Source organism: Streptomyces antibioticus (genome assembly GCF_002019855.1).
Classification (GTDB): domain Bacteria; phylum Actinomycetota; class Actinomycetes; order Streptomycetales; family Streptomycetaceae; genus Streptomyces; species Streptomyces antibioticus_B.
In genome coordinates this window covers 67,551-91,646 of the sequence record NZ_CM007717.1, presented here as the reverse complement: position 1 = coordinate 91,646, position 24,096 = coordinate 67,551, and the positions used below count along the sequence as shown (strand labels likewise).

The window sequence follows — 24,096 nt, the reverse complement described above, 5'->3', positions numbered from 1 at the left end:
GACCAGAACTCCCGCCTGCGGGGAGGCTGCTGCCGGTGTCGGTTGTCGTGAGCTTGCGCATGGAGCGCTTCACTCCGAGCCCGGGCGGGCCGGTTGCGGCACCTCACCCTCTTGAGACAGACCCACCGGCTCTGCTGTGACACTCCGCCTTGCCGAACTGCCTTGCACGCCGCCGATGGCACTCCCCCCAGTCGGGAAAGCATCGAAGTAGCCGGCCCCGGCACTCCGGAGATCCACCGGGGCTTGTGGCGAGGAAGAGTCGACGGCAGTGGGAACGTGTCTCTTCACCACTGTCAGGGCATCGGATGCTTGCGGTAGTCACCGGGATTCATTCCCAGGACTCGTTTGAAGGCGACACTCAGGGCGCTTTCGGATCCGTATCCCACGGAGTGGGCGATGGCGGCGAGTGGTGCGCTGCCTTCCCGTAGCTGCCGGGCTGTCAGCTCGATCCGCCATCGCGTGAGGTATTCCAATGGTCCCTGACCGACCGTGGCTTTGAAGCGGGCGGCCAGGGTGGACCGGGACACAGCGGCAGCACTGGCCAGTTCGGCCACGGTCCACGAATGTGCCGGATCACGGTGCAGGAAGGTCAGCGCTGAGGCGACCACGGGATCTGCAAGGCCCGCCAGCCACCCCGACACCGCATCCGGCGCGCGCTCAAGGTGTAGGCGCAGCACATGAATGAGCATGACGACTGCCAGATGCTCTGCCACCAGTGTGGAGGCCATGGGCTGATGTGTCAGCTCCTGGTCGATGGCGGTCAGCGCCCACTGCACCGCCTCCGCGTGCGGGGTGCCCGCGGGCACGTGGACGACGGGGGGCAGATTGTCGAGCAACAGCTCCTGGGCGTGAGTTGCGAAGGAGAAGCCGCCGCCGATGAGGAATACGTCGTCGCCCTGACCCGCCCTGGCGATGCCGTCCTCGGCCCTTGCGAACACGGCGCCGCCATCGGAAGGAGCAGCCTCCAGATCGCTGCAGAGTGTGAACGAACGGGGACGTGTCAGGAGATAGCAGTCGCCCTCGGCCAAGTCGATCGGCTCGTCGTCGCCGTCAACCTTCAGCAGGCAGGCGCCGCGCCGAACGGCATTGAACTTCAGCACCTGAGGGGCGTCGAACACCACGGCCCAGCGTCCTCCGGCGACCAGGCTCGCCGAGAGGTGACTGCGGGTCTTCAGCAGAGTCAGCACATCCTCAAGAGGATCCATCCCCACCTCCGTCCTGGACGATTGCTAAAGAAGTGTGGACTCATAGCAATAGAGCATCCAGTTCATGAATCGTAGCGTGGACGTATGACAACGAATCCTCCGGCCGACACGCACTCGCGAAACGACTCCGGCCTGCTGACTACTCCCTTTGCTTCGCACGCCCGTGCACAGGAGGTGATTGACGGCGTGGATCTCACCGGCCGGCGTGCCGTGGTCACCGGCGGTGCTTCGGGTCTTGGCGCCGAAACCGTGCGGGCCTTGGCCGCCGCCGGCGCGGAGGTCACGGTCGCCACGCGCCGGCCGCTGTCCGCCGAGCCGCTCGTCCAGGAACTGGCCGCCGCCGGCGGAGCGGGCCGGGTGACCGCAGAAGCCCTCGATCTGTCCGATCCGGCATCGGTCGAGTCTTTCGCGCGAGCGTGGCGCGGGCCTCTCGACATCCTTGTCGCGAACGCCGGAATCATGGCTCTTCCCACGCGCACCCTCGCCCCGAACGGCTGGGAAATGCAACTTGCCACCAACTACCTCGGTCATTTTGCTCTGGCCACCGGCCTGCACGCGGCTCTGCGGGACGCCGGCTCCGCTCGCATCGTGGTCGTCAGCTCCGGCGCCCACCTGGACGCACCTTTCGACTTCGAAGATGCACACTTCGCCCGGCGGCCCTACGATCCCTGGGTGGCTTACGGGCAGTCCAAGGCGGCCGACGTCCTGTTCACGGTGGGTGCCCGCCGCTGGGCGGCCGACGGGATCACAGTCAACGCGCTCAACCCCGGCTACATCCTCACCCGTCTGCAGCGGCATGTCGACGACGAGACCATGCGCGCGTTCGGAGTGATGGACGACCAGGGCAACGTGAAGCCCCTGCCGTACTACAAGACTCCCGAGCAGGGGGCCGCCACCTCCGTTCTGCTGGCCGCCTCCCCACTCCTGAAGGGAGTCACAGGCCGCTACTTCGAGGACAACCAGGAGGCCCGGACCGTCCAGGGCCAGGAGGACCAGCCCGGTGGCGTAGCTGCCCACGCACTCGACCCGGAGGCAGCGGACCGGCTCTGGGAGTACGGCACTGATGCCCTTCGCGCTGCGTGACAGCTTGGCCCCTGCGCCAGCAGCCTGCGGCAGTGGCGGCAAGTGCGCGATGCACGTCCGCGGAAGGGACCGCCTGAGGCCCTTCGAACGGTCGATGCACCGCTCACGGTGCCGCACTGCCTGCGGGCCCGCGTTCGCAGGCCGGCCTGCCGCCCCGGCCCGCCTCGTCGTAGGCGATAGCCATGTTGTCGGGGGAGATGCGCAGGCGGGCCCTGACGCCGTGAAGGCCGGTGCATCGGCCTTCACGCCTTGGGCGAGGACCAAAGCCAGAAGCCGGCAACGGGCATCGCAACGCCACCGCTCCGCGGCGCCGTCAGGCACCGCGTGCTCCGGCGCCGCGCCTCGATGCAAAGCCCCCTACACCGTGAGCTGATCAGGTTCAGCTAGGTTCCCTTGCCTCAGCGCCAGGAATCACCGTCACGTCGACCATGTCCTCCGGAACCGGTCCGGCGGGATCGCCGTCCCGCTGCGGTGCGATCATCAGCCTCAAGGGCGCAGAAACGAACTTCGGCAGGGAGTAAGTTCTCTCTCGCCCCCCGTTCGCGATGACGACGGCCACGCAGGGGAGGAGGATGCTGAGGACCAACGCGGCTATCGCGATGTGGCGTTCGACGTTCCACACAGTCACCGCCAGAACTACCGAGGCTGCACGAACGGACATGAGGATCACATAGCGTCGCTGCCGGCCGCGGACGTTCTCCTCTAGTCCCTGCCTGGCTCCGGTGATCCGGAAGACGTGGACTCTGCTTTGCTTCCTGACCACGCTCCACCATCCGTCGATCTCGTCATCCCGGCACCAGGTCCGGCAAGGTGGCACGCTGCCTGCGGCCATAGCCGACGCACTGTGGCGCTTCACATGAAGCCGTGCACCATCCGGCTGCTCTCCGTACCTGGTGTTTGGAAAGAGCTGCGTTGCTCGTAGCCCTGTGCGCGGTGCGAGACCGCAGGTGTGGAACGCAGCTTCTGCATTGCTTGACCAGGCGAGCGCCACAGATGTGACAGCAGCACCGTGCATCGGTGCCCATGAGTCTTGGCATCCCCCGGACCAGGAAGCAGACCCTCTATAGGCGGCTGCTGACGGGCTCACCGCACGCGGAAATCCCTTGTCACAGACAGACGAGTTGTCCGGTCGTTGTGACGTGAGGCTACGAGCCCCTCCCGAACGGATCCGGAGGAGCCCCAGTCGGGCTTGGACTTGTTGAGGAGAACGCTATGGACACGAGTGAGGAGGCCGCGCGCGGCCTGACCGATATCGAAACCTTCCTGTACTGGGAGGCGCATCTGGAGGCAGCCCATCAGCGGGTGGCAGCCTTCACGACGCGGGCTCCGGGGCTGACGCGGGAGCAGAAACGCGACATCGAACGCTGGTACCTCGACGAGCAGAAGTACGTTGCCCGGATAGTCACCGAGCACATCGCCGAGAGCATCAGCGAGGTGGAAGAACGCCACCACGTGCGCTTCGGGCGTTGGCTCAGAGGAACTATGACGGCGATGGCTCTGGTCACGGTGGGGATCATCGGTCTGTGCGTAGTGGTCGTGGGGTCGCTCGCTTGACCCGTCCACCTGGCCAGAATCACCCTTCGGCCTCCAGCCGCATCCACCGGCACACGGGCTTGAGATGTTTCGGTACAACCTCCGCAGGGCGCGTGGACCGGACCTCCGCAGGTTGACGACAGCTCAGGTGGAGCCGGCAGAGGCGCCCGTGACCCGCGTAGCCGAACCACGGTCATGTCCAGCCCTGGTTGCCCAGAACACACTGTTCGGAGGCCATCGTGGACCGATGATGATTGAACCATTGATAAGATGAGTGCAGTGTTCCGAGGTGTCACACCATTGGTGCGTGAGACTGTCCGGAGCTCTGAACCTGTGGCCGGTGGGTCACAGGCGCGTAGTCCCGGGCGTCTCCCAATCCCCCGAACAGAGGTGCCCGGGACCCTCGCGTTGCGGAGCCTCAGGTCGGCGCATGTCGCGGCTGCGACGTCGATGGCCGCGGAGGCAAGCCCCTCACGGACACCCCTCGCGTGCACGCACAAGCCTCGTCATGGGGCCGGCCTACGAACGCTTGGCGCGGTACAGGCCCCGCCCTGCCCGTTCTACCCGAGAGGTACCGACCAGCCGATCAAGGGTGCTGCGAACGCCGTTGATGCTTCCGCTGTCGCCATCACGGCCCAGAGCTGCGGCCACATCGCGGGCACGGACCTCAGCGTCACCGACTTGCGCGAAGTACCCCATGATCTGCTCGGTGAGCTTGCCGTACTGCTGGCCGTCCGTGCCTGCGCCGGCGCTGGCGGGAGCTTCCGGGAGGGGCTCAGTGCCTCGCGGCTGCTGAGACTTTGACGTGGCCTTCGGCTGCGGTGCGGGGAGTTCAGGAGCAACGGCCGGACTGGAGGCATGCGGTGCGACACCAGGCGTGGGCTGCTGTCGGCCCGGTGTGGCGGCTGGTTCCGCGGGGGTGGAATTGAGCATCAGAACTTCCAACGCGCCAAGGGTTCGCTGCACCGATCTGAGATGTGCGTCGACCGCGGCCAGTTCTCGCTCGAGCGACTGCTTCTGGACCTGAAGACGCGCGAGGTCTTCTTGAAGACTCTCGGCTGTGATCTCAATGTTGTGTGCCGCTTGGCTTACCGAGGCCATGGGTTCCTCTCATTCAACCGTGACGCGCCGCGCTCCGTCACCGACAGGGCGTCTCGGTGCGGGCGCGGGACGAGTGCCCTCCCACATCATAGGCAGTGGGTCATCCAGGATGTATGTACCAGATCCGCCTCGCTGTGGAAGAGCGGGACCGGTGAGATTCGAACGAACCGAGGCTGCCGTTCCGTCGGCCGGCTCCCACACGCCCCAGGAGGGCCGCGGAGAAAGATGGTTTATATCGCACATCTTGTCACTGTTTGCAGTTGGGAGCAATGTCATTCGGCACGTTGTATCGGCCGGGGCGGCCCGGTAGACGCCGGGCCGCCCCACCTCAAGGCCGACAAGGCGTGGAAGGGGACCGCTCTCGACGATCGAGACCGGTGGCATCGACGTCGACCCCGCTGCCGTGCGTATCGCGGCAATCGCCGCTCTCCGTCATGCGGGCTGCAGAAGCCCTGCGCAGCCGGTTCAGCGTCTCCGACATCGCCTTGATGCGGGTGTCGAGCGCGTCGATCGCCTCGTGAAGCATGCGGGAGCGAGCCTCGAAGACGGCGGCCTCAGCCGCCAACGCCACGGCAGCGGCAGCCGGGCCGCAGGGCTGGTCGGGGTCCAGCGGCGAAGTCATATCCGTTCCTTTCCTCGCTGCCAGCCTGGGCGAGCGACAACGTGCAGGCCGTTACAGAGAAAGACCGTGCAGCCGCCAGAGATGTGACAGCCGCCCGACTTCGGGTCCCGACATGAGTGAGCGTGCGGGGAAGCAGCGATGCTTTGTCGTCCACACACCTGATGCGGATGGTCGCTCCGTCCTCGTGCTCTGCGTTCGTGCTCGAGGGAGAGCGGTGTCGGGTTCCGCCGGGGCTGACGGCGCTCTCCCGCTGGCTCGTTGCCTCGGTCGGGGCCCACGGAAGCGCGCGGGTCATGCTTCGGCGACGGTGCCCGCATGCCATGGAGTGGACCGAGGAGGCTAGTTGCGAAATCAACGATTGGTCCGACCTCTGTTACCGTCCACATATGGCAACGCAAACGCCTGGTGCTCGACCAGAGGACCGGTGGCGGGACATCCTCTCCGTTCACGCCCGCACGATGGGCGAAATCGATCGCGTGCTGCACCCGTACAGCCTCGGAGCCAGCGACTTCGAGGTCCTGGACCTTCTGGCTTCGTGCGCTGTCTTGAAGCCGGCTGAGCAGTGTCGTGTTCAGGAGATCGCCGGCCGTGTCCACTTGAGTCAGAGCGCGCTTTCGCGGCTCATCGCGCGGTTGGCGAAAGAAAGCCTGGTGGAGCGCACGGCCCGTGAGGAAGACCGGCGTGGGGTCTGGGTGGCGATCACCCCTAAGGGCCGCGACCTGCACGCCGAGGTACTTCCACTGCAACGGTCCGTCCTCACTCGCACGCTCGGCGCCTGATCTCGGTCTCTCCGGACTCGCCGGCCACGGCAGGCACGGATGCGGCCCTGCCAAGGCAAACTTCTGTTTGCCACTGTTCACTCGGCGGGGTTGAGAACGGCCCAGACCTATGCAATGCGGTGGTCGGCGATGTCGAGGCTGATGATGGCGGCGATCTGTTGGTCATAGCGTGCGACGAGGCCGGTGCGGCCGTTCACGGAGTGAGTGGTGATGTTGGTGCCGGGCCGGCGGGGGAGGAGTGTTGTGGCGACCTGCCGGTTGTCGTGAACGGGCCTGGTCAGGGCGTCTCGGTCCCGTTCGTCGACGGAACCCGACCCGCCTCCTCCTTCAGCTCGGCCTCAACCCCCTGACACTCGACCGTCGGTCCGGAAACCGTCGGCCGACTGACGATTAGTGCCGGGCGACAACCCCGACCGGCTCTGCACCCAAGGCGCTTTCGGCCGTCTTTGCGAGGTCGCCCACCACGAAGGCACGATCAAGAAGGACATCGTCCGCTGCCTGAGACGGTTCGTCGCCCACGAGGCGTACCACCGCCTACCTCACAAGATCCGCCCTCCAGTCGCTCTCGCGAACCATTTGACGACCCAGAGGAGCTTCCGCCTCCGTGTGTCACACCAGCGCGAGTTGCCCGGTCTCAGGTGAGGGCTCCCGTGCGTCAGGCTCCGGGCCCTGTGTCCCCTCAGAATTTCGGAGGTCTCGTTCCCATGATGGGCGACAGCACCTATTGGCGTGAGAGGGCGGCCTGCCTTCGCGCCGACGACCCAGACATGTTCTTCCCGGTCGGAAACGACGGCCCGAGCCTGGTAGAGGTCGATGAGGCAAAGGCCGTATGCAGTTGGTGTCCCGTGCTGGAGCAATGCCTCGACCTGGCCTTGCAACTCGGTCCGGTGCAAGGCGTCTGGGGCGGTACGACGGAAAGCGAGCGCCGGGCCATCCGCCGTCGTGACGCCCGCCCCACCACGAAGAAGGCCGTCACTCTTCAGAACAGCGATGGAACCAGGCGAAGCGCCCGCGTTTGAGGGGGCCGTGAGTCCGCGCCACGTGCCGAGCGCGCGAGGGGGACAGGAGGTCGGGTTATGCGGCACTGCGGGGATCCCGGCAGCGGGCCCCGCCCGGCACAGACGAATCCGCATACGTGAGGCGGTGCTCAGCTGCCAAGGAAAGACGGCCCACCTTTCACACGGACTCCAATGCCCCGAACATGCGGTGTCACTATGCATTGGCGGGCCCGGGACGCGCAGCGCCGAGGGCGTCACATCCATGGATCGTCCCCGGTCATAGAGGGGGAAGCATTCGACGAGCAGTGTGCGGCGACGAAGCCCTGAACTGACGACCGAGTGCGTCACAAGGTGTGTCCTCGGCTGTGCAACGTCCGACGACGTGAGAGGGGCACCCCAGACGGGCGCCGGGCTCCATGGGAGTCGTCTGGTTGAGCCCTGTTGCGGCGATGGACGGGGCTCTCCTTCCTGCCTGTTGCAGTGCAACGTGCGAGTGAATTCTATGAATGGTGGTAGGGGCATGAGTGACAGGAGCACGAGGGGCGAGAAGAGTGCAGAAGGCGCGGGAGAGACGGTAGCTGAGTGGGCCGGCGCGCCCCAGGGCGTGGTTGAGCGAATGAAATCAGGCGCCCGAAGAGCATTTCCGGACCATTGGTCCTTCCTGCTCGGCGAGATCTGCCTCTACAGCTTCGTGATCCTCATCGTCACCGGAGTATATCTGAGCCTGCACTTCCATCCTTCGGCAGCAATGGTGCAGTATCAAGGAAGCTACGGGCCGCTGCGGGGCCACATGGTGTCCGAGGCGTTCAACTCGGCGATGAAAATCTCCTTCGACGTTCGTGGTGGGCTTCTCGTGCGACAGGCCCACCACTGGGCGGCTCTGATCTTCGTCGGTTCCGTGCTCGTCCACATGTTGCGTACCTTCTTTACGGGAGCATTCCGCAAGCCGCGCCGACTCGGCTGGCTGATCGGATTCCTGCTCCTCATCCTCGCCATGTTCGAAGGGCTCACAGGCTACGACCTTCCGGACGACCTGCTTTCCGGGACCGGTCTCGCGGTTGTGAACGGAACGATTCTTTCGATCCCGGTCGTTGGAACGTACATTTCGATGTATCTTTTTGGGGGTGAATTCCCTGGAAACGAGGTGATCTCACGCTTCAACACTCTGCATGTGTTGATCATTCCGGCCTTCATGCTGGCACTGATGGCCGCATACTTTGTGCTGGCGCGGCGCAACAAGCACGCGCAATATCCGGGTCCAGGGCGCACCAACAAGAACGTTGTGGGCATCCCGCTCAAGGTTCGCGCAGTGAAGTCGGCCGGCTTCTTTTTCCTGGTTTCCGGAACCATCTTCGCCATTGCTGCGGTCGCCCAGATCAACCCGATCTGGAAGTACGGTCCCTTCAGGCCGGACCAGGTCTCGGCCGGGTCCCAGCCGGACTGGTATATGGGTGTGGCTGACGGGCTTTTGCGGGTCATGCCCGGTTGGGAGGTCAATCTCTGGGGTCACACCCTGGCGCTGGACAATCTGGTCCCACTCATGGTGGCCGGCGGCCTGTTCCTGGCGATGGCCGCCTACCCGTTCATCGAGTCCTGGGTGACCAAGGACGAGGGGGAACAGCACATCCTCGATCGTCCGCGTAACCGTCCGGTACGCACGGCTCTCGGTGTGGCATGGATCAGCTTCTACCTGGTGGCCCTGATCGGCGCGGCGAACGACATCATCGCGATCCGCCTGCACGTTGCCGTCGAGTCGGTGACCTGGGCGGTACGCATCGGTCTGTTCCTCGTGCCTGTGGTCGCCTTCTTCATCACTAAGCGATGGGCCCTCGGTCTTCAACGCCGCGACCGTGACACGGTGCTGCACGGAAGAGAAACGGGCACCATCAGGCGACTGCCCCACGGCGAGTACGTCGAGGTCCACGAGCCGCTCAGCCAGGACCAACTGCACCTGCTCACCCAGCACGTCCAGCACAAGCCGATCGAGTTCGTCCCTCCGGAAGGCGGAGAGAGCCTCAGTGCCCCGCTCACGCTCGCCCGGCGCCTGCGCGCCAGGCTGAGCCGTTTCTTCTACGGCGAAGGCGCGCAGATCACCAAGCCTTCCGTGCAGGAGTACGAGGAGACCACCAGCAGGCACGAGCGTTGACCCACCCTCGTCCGGCACTCTGCCGGCGGCGTCTGCGCAGCGACGGCCCCTCCTGAGTCTGCGTCGGGCGCAGGGACACTGTTCGTGAGGCTGTCCTGCCGTGCCGGGACGCGGCCGTCTAATCCGGGTCGGCAGGAGTATCGCCGGTGAGCGCGCCACGAAGTTGTCTGCGGGAGCTGATGTCGAGCTTGGTGAACACCTTCCGCAGGTGCCACTCCACGGTGTGGGGGCTGAGGAACAGCTCGGCCCCGATCTCGGAATTGGTCAGCCCATCACCGGCGAGACGTGCGATCTGCGTCTCCTGGGCCGTGAGCCTCCTGGGTGTTGCTCTGGTACGCCTGGCCACGGTTTCACCCGTGGCGGCCAGCTCACGGCTGGTGCGCCCGAGGAACGCCCCCGCACCGAACCGGGTGAACAGCCCGTGTGCCGCCTGTAGATGGTCGCGGGCGGCACGACGCCGGTTCTCCCTCCGCAGCCATTCCCCGTACAAGAGGTGCGCCCGGGCCGCCTCCATCCTCATCCGGGTACGCTCAAGTCGCTCGATGGCTTCCCGGTACAGATGATCAGCGACGTCGCCCTCGCTCAGCAGTGCCTGTGAACGTGCCTGGACTCCCAGCGCCCAATCCGTACCGGCCGCTTCTGTCGTCCGGGTCAGCCGCAGCAGCGCACCGGCAGCTTCTGCGTGGTGACCGCTGCGCACGCCGGCTTCGATCAACTCGATCAAGCCCCAGCTCGCCGCGACCAGGTCGTGCTCGTGGGCACTCGCACGGACGGCCGCATCGAATGCCCGTTCATATTTGCCCAGGCCGTTGTAGAGCACCGCTCTGGCCCGCTGAGCGATGGCGACACCGATTCCCTCACCACGCGTCACAGCATCGTCCATGCTGGACTGGATCAGGGCTGCGGCTTTGCCCTCCGTTCCCCGCCAGGCGGAAAGTGTCAGCGCACCGTACGCCACGAGGCTGCCGCCCGCGGCGTCCTGCACGATGGGAATCTCGGCGACAAGCAGGGCCGCCGTGTCCAGCTCACCGGTACATGTCTGAACGACAACGAGCGAGTTGAGCGCGAGGGGCAACTCGCCCAGCGCGCCGACAGCGCGGGCGGTCTTCACATGACGTTCCGCCAGTGCCGTCCAGCCTTCGTCGTCCCACATCTCGGCTGCGAGCGCCGAAGCGAGCCAGGACCAGCGCAGTACCTCCTCCGGGTCGGTTTCCCGACGCAGTGAACTCACCGCCTTTTCCGACGCAGCGGCCGCGGCGCCGTAGCCCTCGGCGAAACGAAGGGCGAGCGCGTCCAGCAGCAAGTCGGCGTTACGGGGTGGCTGCGCCGCTGCCGGCCGGGTTTCGTGCACGACATTCGCCACTGTCCGAGCATCGACGCCGACAGAGAGGCGACCGGCGAACATGGCAGCCGAGATCGCGTCCAGGAAGGTCTCACGAGCGAGAGCGGCATCGAAGGGCACGAGCCGCCGGGCCGCGCCCAACAAGAGCGGACCGGCGTCACGGCCCCGGCTCGACGCGAAGGCGATGTGCGCCTGGAAAAGCTCCACCCGGGCGAGGCCGAACTCGTCCAGGGGGCCCCGTTGAGCGATGGCCAGCAACTCGCGTGCCGCCGCCGGCGCACCTGCCCGAAGCTTTGCTCGCGCCGCCGCCACAGCACGTTCCGCCTTGCGACGCGGATCAGGAGTCAGTACGGCAGCCCGCGCCAGGAATGCCGCCGAAGCAGCGGCACCGCCACGGGCTTGAGCCCGCTCAGCCGAGTTCTCCAGTTCCCCGGCGATTGCCTCGTCCGGAGACATCGTCGCCCGCGCGAGATGCCAGGCACGGCGATCGGGATCCGTAGCCGAGTCTGTCACCGCCGCCAGCACACGATGGACCTCCCGCCGCTCTGCCAGTCCGGCCGAGCGGTACACCACGGAGCGCAGGAGCGGGTGCCGAAAGCGCGCCATGACTTTGAGGTCGATCATCTTCTCCGCAACGGCCGGAGCAGCCGCCTCCGCACTCACCCCGAGCTGTTCCAGCGCCCGCCCGAGGAGCTTCACGTCACCGGTCGGCTCGGCCGCGGCAGCCAGCAGCAGCCGCCTGGTCGCCGAGGGAAGCGACTGGATCTGCTTGGCGTACATTCGTTCGATGCGCCTGGTCACCGGTCCTGGGTCCGGCAGGCCGGACTCGTCATCCAGATCCGTCGGAGCCGGACCGAAGGGCAATTCCAGCAGTCCAAGGGGGTTCCCGCGAGCCTCGGCGAGGATGCGTTCGCGGACCCGCTCGTCCACCGGCCCCCTCAGTGCCGAGTCCAAGAGGGTGCGGGCGTCATTGTCGGGCAGACCGTTGATCATCAGCTCGGGCAGGCCGGCAAATCCACCAGGTCCCTGACCGGAGCGAACACCGAACACCAGTGCGAGAGGTTCGGCGAGCATACGCCGCGCAACGAAGACCAGAGTCTGTGCGGAGACCCGGTCAAGCCACTGTGCATCGTCCACAAGGCAGAAAAGTGGTCCCTCGGCGGCCCTCTCGGTCAACAGACTCAGCGCCGCCAGGCCGACCAGGAACCGATCCGGCGGTGCACCCGAGCTCACCCCGAACGCCGTGGCAAGGGCCTGGGCCTGTGGGGCGGGAAGGGACTCGAGGCTTCCAAGAAACGGGGCGCACAACTGGTGCAGGCCGGCGAACGGGAGTTCCATTTCGGACTCGGCGCCAGCCGCGCGAGCGACGCCGCGCCCGGCTACTCGCTCTGCCAGGTAGTCCAGCAGAGCGGACTTTCCGATTCCGGCCTCGCCGCGCAGAACGAGTGTGGCGCTCCGCCCTGCCTCTACCCTGGAAACGAGTCGATCGAGCACCTCACACTCACTGCGCCGACCGCGCAGGAGTATGCGATTGTCCTCATTCACCGCGAGCACCGCACACGGCGAGCATACAAGGCCCCATTTCGCCGAGCCTGGGAAAAGATCCGTAGGCGTTGGGGGAGTGATGAGGACCGGTGCCCACCAGCCTGGATCTACCGTGCGGGCTGAAGATCGACCTCAGAGGCGAGGACATCCTCCAGCCGCGCAAGATCTCCGAACTCGGCGGCCGCGAGGAAAGCCTGGACGAGCCGCCGATGCGCGACCGAGTCCACTGGCTGCTTGCGACGATCTGAAGAGAGGCGCTCCTGCGCACGCGACACCTGCTGCCGAGCGTTGACGACGCTGAGCCGCAGAATCTCGGAGATCCGGTCGTACGGATAACCGAAACCTTCGCGCAGGAGGTAGGCCGTACGTTGCCTCGGAGTCAGCAGTTCCATCAGCATGAGGACCGCACGCTCAACAGCGTCCTGCCGCTCGGCCACCGCTTCGGGGGTGCCCTGGGGGTCGGCCGACTCGGGAAGCCACGGGCTGGCAGAGGACTCCCGACGCCTGCGAGCGGAGTGGACGACGTTGATCGCCAGTCGGACGGTAGTCGTCCTGAGCAGCGCGGCCGGGTTCAGCACGACCGTTCGGTCTGTGCCCTGCCACCGAAGCCAGGTCTCCTGGATGACGTCTTCTGCATCACCTGCGTCCCCGAGGATCTGGTGAGCGATCTTGAGCAGACCGGGCCTGGCCTCGATGAACACCGAAACAGCGTCCCCGAGCTCATCGGGAGCAGGGCAGGCCGACGTTCCCTGCAGATCCCGATCGCCCTCGGCTTGGGTCGGATACGTGTTCATGGCCCGGCTCCTCAAAACGATGGGGCAGCAACCCGGAAGGGCGGCTCACCACCAACGTCGCTTTCGCGGGGCATCGATCGCGCCCTGGAGAACCCGTAGGCACATGCGTAGTGGGACCAGGGCCGGCCCTACGTGCCTGGTCGCCCCAAGGGCGACCAGGCAGGACGGCACGGCTGGGACGCGCGGGCGCTCGGCGGGGCACAGACCACGCAGAGCGCTCACAACCGCCGTGCCGGGCGAACACCCACGGGGGACAGGCACCAGCGTCCGCCAGAGGACACGCACCCACTCCTCGCGCTCGCCCTCCCTATCCCGCCAGTGCTTCAATAGGACGTGGCGCTGAAGACTGCCTGCAATGCAAAAATCGGGCGAAGGCGGACACCGTGACCGAGGCCGCGCCGTTGCGAGGACGGCGACGCGAGTTGCTGGCACTGGACGGCCTGCTCAACCGGGCTCGCGCCGGACACAGCGGCGCTCTCGTTCTCTCCGGCGAAGCCGGTGTCGGCAAGACAGCCCTTCTCGACCACATGGCAAACCGCGCCACACAGCACATCAGGGTCGAGAGGGTCATCGCATCGCAGTCCGAGATGGAACTCGCCTACGCCGGCCTCCAGCAAATGTGCGGCCACATGATGAGTTCGGCATCGTGCCTGCCCGCCCCGCAACGCGAAGCGCTCGACGCGGCCCTGGGCCTACGCCAGGCCTCCCCGCCCAGTCCCTTCCTCGTCGGGCTCGCACTGCTCGGTCTCCTCACCGAAACCGCAGGCGATGGGGCACTCCTGTGCATCGTTGACGACGCACAGTGGCTCGACGAAGCATCCGCACGCGCTGTGGCCTTCGCTGCCCGCCGCCTCGACGTGGAAGGCATCGCCCTCGTCCTCGCCATGCGTCAGGTCGACGAGGCCTTCGCCGGACTCCCGCAACTCAACGTCGAAGGCCTGGGATACGACGATGCGAGCGAACTCCTGCGCCTGGCCGTCCCCGGCCGCCTCGACCGGCGCGTACGAGACCAACTGATCGCCGAGGCACGGGGAAACCCGCTCGCACTGCGAGAACTCCCACGAAGCCTGAGTCCAGCCGAGATCGCAGGAGGATTCAGCCTGACCAGCTCGATGCCACTGGAGAAGCGCATCGAGCAAAGCCTGGTTGCGCAACTCGAGCCGCTGGCGCAGCCGGCCCGACTGCTCCTGCTGCTGGCGGCAGCAGACCCCACAGGCGATCCCGAACTGCTCTGGCGTGCCAGCGCGGTACTGGGACTGGGGCCCGAAGCCTTCGACGCGGCAAAAGACGCCGACGCACTCCTCATCGGCACCCGCGCCAGCTTCCGCCACCCACTCATCCGGTCAGCCATTTACCGTGAGGCATCGCCGGAGGACCGACGCCGCGTCCACGCCGCGCTCGCAGATGTCACCAGCGCCGAGCACGACCCGGACCGCAGGGCATGGCACCGCGCCAGCGCCACGCTTCGCCCGGACGAAGAGGTCGCCACCGACCTCGAACACTCGGCGGCACGAGCGCGAACCCGCGGAGGTGCCGCAGCCGCAGGCGCCTTTCTCGAGCGGGCAGCCGAGCTGACACCCTCGCCGGTGCGCCGAGGGGAGCGACTGATCGCAGCCGCCGAAGCAAAGCACGACGCCGGCGCGCCCGCTGCGGCCCTTCATCTGCTCGACAACACCCGCGACCTTCCCCTCACGGCCCTGCAGGACGCGCTCGTGGCCCGCCTGCGAGCCCGGGCGGGATACGCGCTTCGACGTGACAGCAGCGGCCCGCAGGAACTGCTCGCCGCAGCCCAAGGGCTCGAAACCCTCGACCCCGTGCTCGCCCGCGACACGTACATCGAGGCACTCGCGGCAGCAATCTACGGCGGCCGCCTCGCGGACGCCGAACAGGTAGCCACAGTCTCCAACGCCATCCTCCAAGCGACCGGTGCTGAAGACTCCGGCAATGCACGCGATCTGATCCTCCGCGGCCAGGCGCTCCTTGCCGCAAAAGGACAAAAAGCCGCCCTCGCAACCTTGCGTCGTGCACAACGTGCCTTCCTCGACCAGGCACCCGACGCACTCGGGCTGCACTGGATGTGGTTCGCCTCCCGCGCCGCACAGGACCTCTGGGACGCCCAAGCGCTTCGCGCCCTCGCCGACCGACAGGTCGACATCGCCCGCGCCGAGGGCATTGTCACCGTGCTTCCGATCGCCCTCAGCCTCCTGATGCTGGCGCAGACCGTCGACGGAGATCTGGACGCAGCCGAAGCCTCCTGCGACGAGATCGACGCACTGAAGGAAGTCACCGGCCATCCGCTACCGCAGTACGGGCGCATGTTCCTTGCCGCCTACCGAGGCCGCAGCAGTGAAATGGAACGCTGGGCCGAGAAAATCCGAGCCGATGCTCAGGCACGTGGCGAGGGATACGGAGTGAGCGCTACGAACTTCGCCGAAGCCATCTGCTACAACGGCCTCGGTCGCTTCAAAGACGCAGTGACCAGTGGCAGCCGAGAGCTCCCCTACACACACGAGCTGAACCACGCCATGCGCACTCTCCTCGAACTCGTGGAGGCGGCTGCCCACACGGGCGACTTTGCGCTCGCCGAGCACGCGTACAAGAAGCTCGACGGCGTCACCCGGCCAGTGGGAACGAACTGGGCATCGGCCGTGTCGGCGATGGCAGAAGCACAGCTCCGTGAAAAGGACGAAGCACAGGCGCTCTATCTGGACGCCATCGAACGCTTCGAGAACGAGCGGATCCCGATTATGGTGGGACGCTGTCACTTGCTGTACGGCGAATTTTTGAACCGCGAAGGCCGACACACCGAAGCCCTCGAAAAGGTCCGTATCGCACACGATGTCCTGTCGAAATGCGGCCTGAACGCTTTTGCCCAACGGGCTGCAGACGAGATGCGCGTGAGTGGCGAGACTCTGCGTGTGCCCGCGCAGGGCTCGGTGGCACAGCTCACCAGCCAGGAACTCAACGTGGCGCGCCTAGCCCGGGAAGGGCTCACCAATCGGGACATCGGCGCCCGACTTTTCATCAGCGCCCACACGGCCGAGTACCACTTGCGCAAGGTGTTCACGAAGCTCGGTATCAAGCGGCGCACCGAACTGAAGTCTGCACTCGCCGAACTTGATCAGGCAGCCCCGACCACCGCAGGCCCGTGAGGCAGTAACGCCGGCATCTGCCCTGGCAGGGCCTCTACTGGTGAACCTGGTCCTTCACATCTTCTTGCGTCCTCATGTCACACCTTCAGCTCGTGCCCTGTCATTTGTGTCGGAGCAGGCAGGAAGCCTGCGAAGGCGAGGAGCACACTGATGACCAAACCCGTTCTTGAGTCCGCAGCCCAAGAAATCGCGGACGCGACGTCTCACCCGCCCTTTCTGTACGAACTCGGCCCCGAAAGAGCCCGCAAGATCCTGGACGACATCCAGGCCGCCCCGGTCGACAAGCTCGAAGTGGACGAGAAGTGGATTACTGTGCCCGCCGAGGTCGGTGACGTACCTGTACGCATCGTCAAGCCCGCCAGCACGCGGAGCCCACTGCCCGTGGTCCTCTACGTGCACGGAGGCGGCTGGGTCATCGGCAACGCCGGGACCCACGACCGGCTGGTACGCGAACTCGCTGTCGGAGCGAACGCCGCCCTCGTGTTCGTCGAGTATTCCCGTTCACCGGAGGCCAAGTACCCCGTCGCCATCGAGCAGGCGTACGCAACCGCCCGATGGATCACCACGAACGGCGCCGAGGAAGGGCTCGACCCCTCCCGCCTCGCCGTGGCCGGCGACTCCGTCGGTGGGAACATGACCGCCGCTCTCACCCTCATGGCCAAACAGCGCGGTGATGTGAACTTCATCCACCAATCGCTGTACTACCCCGTCACCGATGCAGCCCAGAACACCGACAGCTACCGGGAGTTCGCCGACGGCCCCTACCTCACCGCGAAGGCCATGGCCTGGTTCTGGGACTGCTACACGACCGACTCCGCCCAGCGCGCGGAAATCACCGCCTCACCGCTGCGGGCGACCCTGGGCGAACTGCAAGGTCTCCCGCCCGCCCTCGTCATCGTCGACGACAACGACGTGCTGCGGGACGAGGGCGAAGCCTACGCCCGCAAGCTCACCCAGGCGGGCGTACCCACCACGAGCATTCGCATCAACGGAACCTTGCACGACTTCATGATGCTCAACCCCGTGCGTCCCACCCAGGCCACAACGGTTGCGATGGAGCAGGCCATCCACACGCTGCGCACCGTCCTGCACGGCAACTAGAAAACCCCATCACCGCACTCGCGCCGACCCCTGCCGACTGCGGCGCGCTCCCCGAAGTGCGACAGGGATCTGCCGCAGCCGTGACCACCCAGCAACACGGACACAGAAGACAACACAGCCTCGAAAGGCCCACCATGAACCGTCGTTCGCTTTCCCGACGTGCCCGCACTCCTATGACTCTCATGGCCACCGCTACCGTGGCCGCCGCGCTCTTCGCCGCGTCCGTCGGACCGGCCAGCGCCGGCAAGGCCCCCTCCCCGCAGCACCGCAAGCCGACGGTCGTCCTCGTGCACGGTGCCTTCGCCGACTCCACGAGCTGGAACGGTGTCATCGCCAAGCTGAAGCACGAAGGCTATCCGGTGATCGCCCCGGCCAACCCGCTGCGCGGCCTCAGCAGTGACGCTGCCTACCTCAAGGAGCTGCTGGCAAGCATCGACGGCCCCGTTGTGCTCGCCGGCCACTCCTATGGCGGATCCGTCATCAGCAACGCCGCCAAGGGCGCCGACAACGTCAAGGCGCTCGTCTACGTGGCCGCCTTCCTTCCGGAGAAGGGGGAGAGCGCGGTCGAGCTGTCGGGCAAGTTCCCGGGCAGCACCCTTGGCGACGCTCTTCGTCCGGTCCCGATCACACAGCCGGATGGAAAGAAGGGCGCCGACCTGTACATCGAGCCGAGCAAGTTCCACCACCAGTTCGCCGCCGATGTTCCCAAGAGTACGACGGACCTGATGGCGGTCACCCAGAGGCCGGTGACCAATGCCGCGCTCGAAGAGGGTGCTTCTGAGCCCGCGTGGAAGACCATTCCGTCGTGGGTCCTGGTGGCCACGCAGGACCTGAACATCCCGCCGAAGGTGCAGGAGTTCATGGCTGAGCGGGCCAAGGCGCACGTCGTCAAGGTTCGCGCCTCGCATGCCGTGAGCGTGTCCCATCCCAAGGACGTCGCCGGCATCATCGAGTCGGCGGCTCACTCAGTGCGCTGATCGACTGGAACAGCCAGGGGTGGGGCAGCCAGGGACGCTGCCCCACCCCTGGCGGCAGTCTTCCGGACGTTGCTGGAAACGGAGTCTCCGGCGGTCCAGGTTCCGTCCAGTGGACCCCCGATCGGCGTCAAAGCCAGAGCGAGCCAGCGCCGCCGACCAGCACTCGTGTCGATGCGGGCCGGCCATCCTGTTCCTGACAAAGCCGTTGGACGTGGCGATGGGTGATCGGCAGACGGCGAGTCCGAGGAATGCTTCATGGATGTCGTCACGGCGTTCCCAGCGGATGCGCACACGGCGGAAGTCGTGAAGCCAGGCGATCGTGCGCTCGACGACGTAGCGAAGATGCCCAGGCCGGTGCCGTGGGGATTGCCGCGCTTCGCGATCACCGGTCGGATCCCGCGGGCCCGGGGGCAGGCGCCGGTACTTGTCGTGGTCGTAGCCGCGGTGGGCCGGCAACGCGTCAGGGTGGGTGACGTCGTTGTGGTTCCCGCCGGTCAACGACACTGCGAGCGGGATGCCCTGCCCGTCGACGATGAGGTGGTGCTTGCTGCCCGGACGTGCTCGGTCGACCGGGCTGGGTCCGCTTTCGACTTTCGACTCCGGCGAGCGGCCCTGACGTGGGATGCGTCGATCACGGCCCGAGACCAGTCCAGATGGTCCTGCGACCCGCGGCTTCTCCAGCAGCACGGGCAGTTGGTCCCAGCCGCCGGCCTCGTTCCAGGTGGCCAGTGGCCGGGCGCCGCCAGCACGTCATGCCTGACCCAAATCCCAGCTCCTGGGGCAGGTAATCCCAATGGACGTCTGTGTGCAGGACGAAGAGGATCCCGCCCGTAGCTTGCCGGTCCGGCACTCGGGGTCTGCCCTCGACCGGCTTCGGCGTCAGCACGGGCAACAACGTTGCAATGAGTGATCACAGTTCATCCGACAAGATCCACGGCCGCGACTGACGTTTCCCCACGACCAGACCAGCGAGCGGACAAGCCCACAGGCATATGATCAGCAGCTTTTGTTAGTGCCTGTTAACGGAGGTGAGGGCGCGACCTGGAGGTCATCACGAAGAATGAGCGGGAAAGATCCGGCTCGACCCCATGTCAGGAAGGACGGGTCAGCCTGATCTGGCCGAGCGGGTCTCGGACTATCTGCTGGACCTCAACTTGACCAAGCTCGCCATGGCAACCGGCCCCGACTACTCGTGTGGAGTCGCGATAGCCACGCCCGATGGCCACATGCACAGCCTCAGTCCTGTCAAGGGCCTCGTCTACCACGTAGTACATCCAGACAGGTCGATGCCCGGCGTTGTGAAACCGGAGGCCTATCAGCCACTTGACCTCATTCGCGAAGCGGAAAGCGGCATGGGATGGTGCACCGCAACCATGTCGGTCGTCGGAGTGGGGTTGGCGCGCCGAGGGACTCTCGGCGACAGGAGAGCTTGTGGGGGACATGCCCTGCAGAGTGTCTCCGTCCGAAAGAAGCATCATGACTGTTCATCTCCGTTCCGAATCGGACGATCGTGTCGGTGCTCGGCGCGCCGTCTAAATCGGTTATTTTTGTACTCTTTGCCCTTTCTCTACTTGACTGTGTTGCCAGCTCGTTTGTGACAGTCGTCTCCTGCGCAGAGACATCGTGGGCTTGACCCGGAACCACCCCGCGGTGACGCACGAGACCGACGCTGTCGTCGTCAACGTCGACCAGCTTTGGCACCCGCGCCAAGCTGGAACGCCTGGTCAAACTCGAGATCGAACCGCCCACCGTCCGACACCGTCCCCGGGGGCAGGGCGCGGCTGCCCCGTTCCCGGCCGGCTCCGCCGGGAGTGTGTGGCGCCGTTGCGACATGTCACACCTGTGCCAGTGGAATCCCGTGACACTCGGCTCGCGAGAACCGGATCCTGACAACCGCGTGAACAGCTCACCGCGTTCGAGGAAAGGCACGAGACTGATGAGACGGATCCGCCTGATGGCGGCAATATCGGCCGGGCTCGCGCTGATGGCAGGCGTTGTGACACCGGCGTCCGCCCGCGCTGACGATGCCGGATCCGGCAAGATGACGGCCAAGCCGGTTAGTGGTGCGACGGTACGCCTGGTCACCGGCGACAGTGTGACCATCGATACGTCGGCCAACGGGAAGCACGTCGCGTCGGTCCAGCCTGGTCCAGGACGGCGGCACATCCTCTTCCGGACCTTCGAAGAGAACGGGCACCTGACGGTAGTCCCGTCCGATGCCGACAACCTGGTCGCAGCCGGCCGGCTCGACCGGAACCTCTTCGACGTGACGGCTCTCGTGGCCCAGCACTACGACTCCGCCCACACCAGCGAACTTCCACTCATCGTGCAACAGCCGGACGGGGTAGGAACCTCCGTGTTCCGACGGCTGACGTCACTCACCGCAGACGGTTCGCCGCCCCTTCGGCTCGACAGCATCGGCGCTCAGTCGGTCCGGGTGCCCGAGAGCCGTCTCGGCACGTTCTGGAAGGAACTCAGCGGCAACGACAGCCAGATGAGTTCCTCGGAACTCAAGGCGACTCCTCGGGTGTGGCTCGACAGCCGGGTGAACGCCGCGCTGGACCGCAGCACAGCCCAGATCGGCGCACCGGCGGTGTGGGAGGCCGGCTACCACGGTGAAGGTGTCAAAGTCGCAGTGCTGGACACCGGGGTGGACCAAACTCACCCGGACCTGAAAGGGAGGATCGCCGAGGCTGCGAACTTCTCCGGCAGCCCCGACACCAACGACGTCTTCGGTCACGGAACCCATGTCGCGTCGATCGTCGGCGGCACGGGGGCTGCCTCCGGCGGGACGCGCAAGGGCGTGGCCCCCGCTGCCCAGTTGCTGGTCGGCAAGGTCCTTGGCGACGACGGGTTCGGCAGCGAGTCCCAGGTCATCGCCGGCATGGAGTGGGCCACGGCACAGGGCGCCCAGGTCGTCAACATGAGCCTTGGCTCAGACGAGGCCACCGACGGCACGGACCCGATGAGCCTCGCAGTGAACGAACTCAGTGAGCGCACGGGCGCTCTGTTCGTAGTCGCCGCAGGCAACAGCGGCGAGCGGGGATCGGGCAGCATCAACTCCCCGGGGGCAGCGGACGCCGCTCTCACGGTCGGCGCAGTGGACCGGGACGACTCCCTTGCCGCATTCTCCAGCCGCGGCCCCCGCCTGGGCGACGGCGCCGTCAAACCCGATGTGACAGCGCCCGGCGTCGCCATCGTTGCGGCCCGGGCCGCGGGGACCACGATGGGCCACCCGGTCGACGCGAACTACGTAGCAGCCTCAGGCACGTCCATGGCCACCCCCCATGTTGCAGGCGCCGCCGCACTTCTCGCCCAACGCCACCCCGACTGGACGGGTTCCCGACTCAAGGATGCCCTGACCAGCACAGCCCACACGGTCACAGGACAGAAGCCCAGCGAGCAGGGCGGGGGCCGAATCGACCTGCCCGCCGCGGTACTGAGCCCGGTGACGGCCACCGGTGGCGTCGCGCTGGGCTCCTTCGAGACCGGCTCCGGAGACGCCCGTACGGTCCCCCTTCGCTACACGAACCGCTCACAAGCCGACATCACGCTGGCGCTCACCCTGCGGCTGGCAACCCCGGGCGGCACGACTCCGGCGGAGGGATCGGTGCGACTTCATTCCACCTCCGTGCGCGTTCCCGCTCACAGCACAGTTAAGGTTCCACTCACCGTCGATCCCGCCAAGGCCCGGCAGGGCAAATACTCCGGCTACGTCACTGCGACCACTGCGGACGGGAAAACCGCCGTACACACCACACTCAGCCTGGTCGTCCACGGTCCGGTGCACCGGATCACCCTCAAGACGTACGACAAGGACGGCAAGCGCGTCCCGGCCCTTCCCACCATCTGGGGCGCCGACGGATTCGTCGGCTACACAGATCCCGACAACGCTGCCACCGAAGTCGAGGAAGGCGTCTACCAGCTGGACTACGCCACCGTCGACAAAGCCCGCGACGGCGACGAGCTGCGCCAGGTCGTCCTGCCCCAGGTCGAGGTCACCAAAGACAGGACCGTCACACTCGACGCGCGGCACACCACCCCGGTCACCATTCACACACCGAAGCCGGCGGAGCAACGCGGCATCCTGAGCTACCAGACCCACCGACAGCTCGACGGCCAGAGCCTGACCGCGGGCACCATGTATTTCGACGTCGCCAAACGGTTGTACATCAGCCCGACCGACACCGTGACGAAGGGAACGTTCGAGTTCGCCTCCCGGTGGCAGCTCGTCGCGCCGCTCCTCACCTTGAGAGTGCCCGGAACCCAGTCCGCCCCGGACGCCTGCTACATGCCGGCGTCGCCCCTGTTGGGGGACCGCGGGGCGACGCTGAGGGCGGTGGAAGCAGGCGACGCTGCCCGCCCCTCTTTCACCCACGCCCGCGGCCGCCTGGCCCTCGTCACCAACAACAGCAGCGTCGATGAGAAGGAGCTGGCCCAGAAGGCAGCCGATGCCGGAGTCCGTGTACTCATGCTGGTGCACTTCACCGACAGCGGCTGGACACGCTGGTCGCCCAACGGCGACCGATGGGCCCTTCCTACCGTTCGCGTCGGTGCGAGCGACGGCGCACAGCTAGTCGCACGGGCCCGTGCCCACCCGACCACGGTCACGTTCTCCGGTACGGCCGCAAGCCCTTACCTCTATGACGTCATGCAGGTGTCGAAACAGCGCATTCCCCAGCACGTGGAATACACCGTTTCTGAGAGGAACAGCGCTGTTGTCAACACCACCTACGCCGACAACGGAGGCAGCGGCTGGGCCAGTGAACAGCGCTTCGGCAGGCGCCCCTATCAGGACACGGCCTGGCTCCAGTACACCCGCTTCACACCGACCGGGTTCAGGCGGACCGAATACATCAGCGCGGACGACACCAGTTGGCAGCACCTCGTGCACCACACCACGACGTACGACATCGACGTGCCGCTTGTGGTCGGCCTACAGGACACACCGCGCACCTACAAGCCCGGCACGCATGCACAAGAGACCTGGCAAGGAGCCGTCGTCCGACCGTCCATCCCGGCCCACTTCCAGACGCCGACCGTACGCGAGGGCGATCAACTTCGCCTGCGCGTACCAGAGTTCACTGATTCGCAGAACGGTCACTGGTCCCGCCTGCTGGTGCTCGGAGACGGAGGTATCGGAACCTCCGCCGCGTATGCGGTCGGTGACAGCGCAACCGCCCAGCTCTACCGGGACGGCGTGAAGGTCGGGGAGATCGGCGGAGCCTGGACGGATGTGGAAGTGCCTGCGGCCCCCGCGACGTACCGCCTGGAGCTGACCACGTCGCGGACTTCGAAAGACTGGAAGTACGGCACGGCCACCACCACCTCCTGGTCCTTCCGCTCGGGTCGGACGACCCAGGCCACGCCCCTCTCCTTGCTTCAACTCGACTACGACGTACCAGTCGATGCCCACAACACCGTCCGGTCCGCGCGAACAACCACGATCGGTGTGAAGGTCCGTGCCCAGGATGGGCTGCCGGTTCCGCGTGGCGTCGTTGTACGAGTCGAGGCCTCGTACAACGACGGCAGGACCTGGGCGCAAGCGACGGTACGCGGCCACGGCCGCAACGCCTTCGACGCCCAAGTCGGACGGTCGTCCGTACGCGGAAGCGCGTACGTGAGCCTGCGGTTCACAGCCACTGCCGCCGATGGGAGCGTCGTGAGGCAGACGGTGCAACGCGCCTACTCGGTGCGTAACTGACATGGATCGGTGGG

At 66.3% G+C, this 24,096-nt stretch carries 17 protein-coding genes; 9 read left to right on the top strand and 8 right to left on the bottom strand.

Going from position 1 to position 24,096, the window contains the following annotated elements; all coding sequences use genetic code 11:
* Positions 1–293: 293 nt before the first annotated feature.
* Positions 294–1,205, bottom strand: a complete 912-nt coding sequence (locus tag AFM16_RS00395; RefSeq protein WP_078631513.1) for an AraC family transcriptional regulator — start codon at positions 1,203–1,205, stop codon at positions 294–296.
* Between the two features lie 84 nt (positions 1,206–1,289).
* On the opposite strand from AFM16_RS00395, the gene AFM16_RS00390 reads away from it, so the two are divergent.
* On the top strand, positions 1,290–2,288 hold the full coding sequence (locus AFM16_RS00390; protein WP_078631505.1) for an SDR family NAD(P)-dependent oxidoreductase: 999 nt from the start codon (positions 1,290–1,292) through the stop codon (positions 2,286–2,288).
* 379 nt (positions 2,289–2,667) lie between these two features.
* Here the strand turns inward: AFM16_RS00390 and AFM16_RS00385 are convergent, their stop codons facing one another.
* On the bottom strand, positions 2,668–3,051 hold the full coding sequence (locus AFM16_RS00385; RefSeq protein ID WP_370627983.1) for a DUF3099 domain-containing protein: 384 nt from the start codon (positions 3,049–3,051) through the stop codon (positions 2,668–2,670).
* 449 nt (positions 3,052–3,500) lie between these two features.
* Here AFM16_RS00385 and AFM16_RS00380 point away from each other — a divergent pair, with 449 nt between their 5' ends.
* A complete protein-coding gene (locus tag AFM16_RS00380) occupies positions 3,501–3,842 on the top strand; it encodes a hypothetical protein (protein WP_030797484.1) in 342 nt (113 codons plus the stop codon).
* Positions 3,843–4,340: 498 nt separating this feature from the next.
* Here AFM16_RS00380 and AFM16_RS00375 read toward each other — a convergent pair whose 3' ends face one another.
* Together AFM16_RS00375 and AFM16_RS00370 are read right to left on the bottom strand one after the other, a co-directional pair.
* Positions 4,341–4,922 carry a hypothetical protein gene (locus AFM16_RS00375; protein ID WP_078631503.1) on the bottom strand — a complete coding sequence of 194 codons (582 nt, stop codon included), beginning with the start codon at positions 4,920–4,922 and terminating at the stop codon, positions 4,341–4,343.
* 328 nt (positions 4,923–5,250) lie between these two features.
* A complete protein-coding gene (locus AFM16_RS00370) occupies positions 5,251–5,544 on the bottom strand; it encodes a hypothetical protein (RefSeq protein ID WP_078631501.1) in 294 nt (97 codons plus the stop codon).
* Between the two features lie 386 nt (positions 5,545–5,930).
* On the opposite strand from AFM16_RS00370, the gene AFM16_RS00365 reads away from it, so the two are divergent.
* From AFM16_RS00365 to qcrB, 3 genes are all read left to right on the top strand, one after another.
* Positions 5,931–6,323, top strand: coding sequence for a MarR family winged helix-turn-helix transcriptional regulator (locus AFM16_RS00365; protein WP_030797487.1), 393 nt, complete (start codon positions 5,931–5,933; stop codon positions 6,321–6,323).
* A gap of 707 nt (positions 6,324–7,030) precedes the next feature.
* On the top strand, positions 7,031–7,342 hold the full coding sequence (locus tag AFM16_RS00350) for a WhiB family transcriptional regulator (protein WP_078636780.1): 312 nt from the start codon (positions 7,031–7,033) through the stop codon (positions 7,340–7,342).
* Positions 7,343–7,841: 499 nt separating this feature from the next.
* Positions 7,842–9,467 (top strand): cytochrome bc1 complex cytochrome b subunit, encoded by a 1,626-nt coding sequence (gene qcrB / locus AFM16_RS00345; protein WP_078631497.1) that lies wholly within the window; start codon positions 7,842–7,844, stop codon positions 9,465–9,467.
* A gap of 118 nt (positions 9,468–9,585) precedes the next feature.
* Here qcrB and AFM16_RS00340 read toward each other — a convergent pair whose 3' ends face one another.
* Positions 9,586–12,354 carry a helix-turn-helix transcriptional regulator gene (locus AFM16_RS00340; RefSeq protein WP_370627982.1) on the bottom strand — a complete coding sequence of 923 codons (2,769 nt, stop codon included), beginning with the start codon at positions 12,352–12,354 and terminating at the stop codon, positions 9,586–9,588.
* Between the two features lie 107 nt (positions 12,355–12,461).
* A complete protein-coding gene (locus AFM16_RS00335) occupies positions 12,462–13,148 on the bottom strand; it encodes a sigma-70 family RNA polymerase sigma factor (RefSeq protein WP_051781133.1) in 687 nt (228 codons plus the stop codon).
* A gap of 383 nt (positions 13,149–13,531) precedes the next feature.
* On the opposite strand from AFM16_RS00335, the gene AFM16_RS00330 reads away from it, so the two are divergent.
* From AFM16_RS00330 to AFM16_RS00320, 3 genes are all read left to right on the top strand, one after another.
* Positions 13,532–16,300 (top strand): helix-turn-helix transcriptional regulator, encoded by a 2,769-nt coding sequence (locus AFM16_RS00330; RefSeq protein ID WP_245177576.1) that lies wholly within the window; start codon positions 13,532–13,534, stop codon positions 16,298–16,300.
* A gap of 150 nt (positions 16,301–16,450) precedes the next feature.
* Entirely contained in the window at positions 16,451–17,401 is a 951-nt protein-coding gene (locus AFM16_RS00325; RefSeq protein WP_078631495.1) for an alpha/beta hydrolase, read from the top strand.
* Positions 17,402–17,535: 134 nt separating this feature from the next.
* Positions 17,536–18,378, top strand: coding sequence for an alpha/beta fold hydrolase (locus AFM16_RS00320; protein ID WP_078631493.1), 843 nt, complete (start codon positions 17,536–17,538; stop codon positions 18,376–18,378).
* On the opposite strand, the gene AFM16_RS40570 is transcribed toward AFM16_RS00320, so the two are convergent.
* Entirely contained in the window at positions 18,367–19,065 is a 699-nt protein-coding gene (locus AFM16_RS40570) for a transposase (protein ID WP_370627981.1), read from the bottom strand. The genes AFM16_RS00320 and AFM16_RS40570 overlap by 12 nt on opposite strands.
* Positions 19,010–19,228, bottom strand: coding sequence for a hypothetical protein (locus AFM16_RS40565; RefSeq protein ID WP_370628124.1), 219 nt, complete (start codon positions 19,226–19,228; stop codon positions 19,010–19,012). The genes AFM16_RS40570 and AFM16_RS40565 overlap by 56 nt, the downstream gene beginning before the upstream one ends.
* A 1,086-nt stretch (positions 19,229–20,314) precedes the next feature.
* Between AFM16_RS40565 and AFM16_RS00310 the strand changes: the two genes are divergently transcribed.
* Positions 20,315–24,082: a S8 family peptidase gene (locus AFM16_RS00310; protein WP_078631492.1), complete on the top strand. Its 3,768-nt coding sequence runs from the start codon at positions 20,315–20,317 to the stop codon at positions 24,080–24,082.
* The last annotated feature ends 14 nt before the right edge of the window (positions 24,083–24,096 follow it).